This is a genomic window from uncultured Caballeronia sp., assembly GCF_964243625.1.
Classification (GTDB): domain Bacteria; phylum Pseudomonadota; class Gammaproteobacteria; order Burkholderiales; family Burkholderiaceae; genus Caballeronia.
On record NZ_CAXTGZ010000607.1, the window covers coordinates 1 to 3,637 of the forward strand.

Annotated in this window: 2 protein-coding genes; both read left to right on the plus strand. The window is 61.1% G+C overall.

The genetic code is table 11. The annotated features are described in order from the left end of the window. Positions 1–322 precede the first annotated feature (322 nt). Complete coding sequence (gene flhB / locus ACFFAR_RS27905; protein WP_062000646.1) at positions 323–1,543, plus strand: flagellar biosynthesis protein FlhB; 1,221 nt, start codon at positions 323–325, stop codon at positions 1,541–1,543. After that, positions 1,540–3,637: flagellar biosynthesis protein FlhA (gene flhA / locus ACFFAR_RS27910; protein ID WP_174365004.1), on the plus strand; the 2,098-nt coding region annotated here is incomplete at its 3' end. The genes flhB and flhA, both read left to right, overlap by 4 nt.

The window sequence follows — 3,637 nt, forward strand, 5'->3', positions numbered from 1 at the left end:
GAAAACGCCTCTCCACCGAAGGCACATAAGTGTCCCGAGCGTGCACTGACAACTGTTTGGTACTTCAGAAAAACGGTTGCCGTCATAACATCGAACAGTTGAAACCCTCCCCCTCCGAACACGGATACCCACACGCTTCGCCACCAGTGTCTGTGGCAATCAACCGGTCAACCGGCGGGGCGCCGGCCTCTTCATTCTCCGAATTACCCCCCTTTCTCCGCCCTGATCAGCCAATGGTCACGGTCAGCTTTTCGCAATAATCGCTTCACTGGATCAGAAGCTCAGGTCTTCATCGAAGGCCGGCTGACCGGAGTGCAGCGACGTGGCAGAAGAAAGCGATCTCGAAAAGACCGAATCAGCAACTCCTAAGCGCCTCGATAAGGCGCGGGAGGAAGGTCAGGTCGCGCGCTCACGGGAACTGGCTTCGTTTGCGCTGTTATCGGCGGGATTCTTTGGCGTCTATGGCATGTCCGGGCCGATCAACCAGCATCTGCAGTCCATCCTGCGCGGCGCGCTCACGTTCAACCACAACACCGTACTCGATACCAACCAGATGCTGATCGGCGCAGCAGCAGCCGGCAAGGAAGGTTTCTTCGCCCTCTTTCCCGTGCTCGCGCTGACCGCACTCGCCGCCGTCATTGCGCCCATGGCGCTCGGCGGGTGGCTTCTCACCACCAAACCGCTCTCTCCGAACTTCGGCCGGCTTAATCCAATCAGCGGACTGGGCAAGATCTTCTCGTCGCAAGGGCCTATCGCGCTCGGCATGTCCATTCTGAAGACGCTGGTTGTCGGCGGGCTGGCCGGCTGGGCGATGTGGCATCGGAAAGAAGAAGTGCTCGGTCTCGTGACAAAGCCGCTGAGCCTCGCCCTCGCCGATGCCATGCACCTGATCGTGGTGTGCTGCGGCATGGCGATCGCGGGCTTGTTCCTGGTCGCCGCGCTCGATGTCCCCTACCAGCTCTGGACGCATGCCAAGAAGCTGCGCATGAGCAAGGAAGAAGTGAAGCGTGAACATCGTGAAAGCGATGGCGATCCGCACGTCAAGGGACGCATTCGTGCGCAGCAACGTGCAGCCGCGCGCCGCCGGATGATGACGGCAATCCCCACGGCCGATGTGATCGTGACGAACCCGACGCACTTCGCCGTCGCGCTCAAATACGCCGATGGCGAAATGCGCGCACCGAAGGTCGTTGCGAAGGGTGTGAACCTCGTGGCGGCACGCATCCGCGAACTTGGGCGCGAGCACAACATTCCGCTGCTCGAAGCGCCGCCGCTCGCTCGCGCGCTTTATCACAACGTCGAGATCAATCGCGAAATTCCGGGCGCGCTTTACGGCGCGGTCGCGCAGGTTCTGGCGTGGGTGTATCAGTTGCGCAAGTTCAAGGAAAACGGCGGCGAGCGGCCGGACGAACCGGACAACCTCGAGGTTCCCCCGGAACTCGATAAAGGCAGCGTCCCCGAATCCGAAGCCGATCAGGAAGCTGCAGAAGCGCTGGCTGAAGAAGCCGCTAAAAACGAATCAGTCAAAGGAAGCAAAGCATGAACGCGCGCGCCGGATTTTTCTCGAAGCGCCCTGAGGCGTTGGGAACGCAGAACTTGAGGGCGCTGGCCGGGCCGGTGCTGATCTGCATGATCCTCGGCATGATGATCTTGCCGTTGCCGGCGTTCCTGCTCGACTTGCTGTTCACGTTCAACATCGCGCTTTCCGTGATGGTGCTGCTTGTCAGCATGTACACGCAAAAGCCGCTCGACTTCGCCGCGTTCCCTGCCGTGCTGCTGTTCTCCACGTTGCTGCGCTTGTCGCTGAACGTGGCATCGACGCGAATCGTGTTGCTGGAAGGCCATACCGGTCCCGATGCCGCCGGCCAGGTCATCGAATCGTTCGGCCACTTCCTCGTGGGCGGCAACTTCGCGGTCGGTATCGTCGTGTTCGTGATCCTGATGATCATCAACTTCATGGTGATCACCAAGGGTGCAGGGCGGATTGCGGAAGTCGGCGCGCGCTTCACGCTCGATGCAATGCCGGGCAAGCAGATGGCAATCGATGCCGACCTGAACGCCGGCCTCATCAACGAAGATCAGGCGCGCAAACGCCGCGTGCAGGTCGCGCAAGAAGCCGAGTTCTACGGTTCGATGGACGGCGCGAGCAAGTTCGTTCGCGGCGATGCAATCGCCGGTTTGCTGATCATGGTGATCAACATCGTGGGCGGGTTGATCGTCGGGATGTTGCAGCACGACATGGACTTCGCGCACGCCGCCACCAACTACACGCTGCTGACCATCGGCGATGGTCTCGTCGCGCAGATTCCGTCGCTGATCATTTCGACGGCCGCCGGCGTGATCGTGTCGCGCGTAGCGACCGAAGAAGACATTGGTACGCAGTTGACCGGGCAGTTGTTCAGCAACCCACGCGTGCTGATGATCACGGGCGTGATCATCGGGGTCATGGGGTTGATTCCGGGCATGCCGCATTTCGCGTTCTTGCTGCTTGGCGGCGGTCTTGTCTATGCCGCACGCACGATGAACCAGCGCGCCCAGGCGAAGAAGAAAGCGGACGCCGTGACCGAACTCGTGGCGCCCGCCGCCGCACCGGTCGAGAACAGCGAAGCGAGCTGGGACGACGTCGCGATGATCGACCCGCTTGGGCTTGAAGTGGGGTATCGGCTGATTCCGCTCGTCGACCGCAATACCGATGGCGAGTTGCTCAAGCGCATCAAGGGCATCCGGAAGAAATTCGCGCAGGAAATCGGCTTTTTGCCGCCGGTGATTCATATCCGCGACAACCTGGAATTGCGGCCGAACGGGTATCGGATTGCGTTGAAAGGCGTGGAAGTCGGCGTAGGCGAAGCGTTCCCTGGCCAGTGGCTCGCAATCAATCCGGGTCAGGTCACGGCCACGCTGCCGGGCAGCCCGACGCAAGACCCGGCGTTCGGCTTGCCGGCTGTCTGGATCGATACGAATTTGCGTGAGCAGGCGCAGGTCTACGGCTATACGGTCGTCGATGCCAGCACGGTTGTCGCCACGCATTTGAATCATCTGGTCGTGACGCACGCCGCCGAGTTGCTCGGGCGTCAGGAAGTTCAGGCGTTGCTGGAACGCGTTGGCAAGGACACGCCGACGCTGATCGAAGATCTGGTGCCGAAGGTCATGGCCCTGACCACGCTGCAAAAGGTGCTGCAGAACTTGCTGGATGAAGGCGTGCCGATTCGCGACATGCGCACGATCGTCGATGCGCTTCAGGAACACGCCCCCAAGATCTCCGATGCACACGATCTGACCGCCGCCGTGCGTCTTGCGCTTGGCCGCGCGATTACGCAGCAGTGGTATCCGGGGAGTGGCGAATTGCAGGTGATGGGGCTGGACCCGGCGCTTGAGCGGGTGTTGTCGCAGGCTTTATCGACGGGGGCGAATCCGGGGCTGGAGCCGGGATTGGCACAGACGCTTTTGAATTCGACGCAGAACGCGATCATGAGGCAGCAGAACATCGGGTTGCCGCCGGTGCTGCTGGTGCAGCATTCTCTGCGAGCGATGCTTGCGCGGTTCCTGCGCAGGAGCTTGCCGCAGTTGAAGGTGTTGTCGTATGCGGAGGTGCCGGATACGCGGGGAATCAAGGTGGTGAATTTGATTGGAGCGCAAG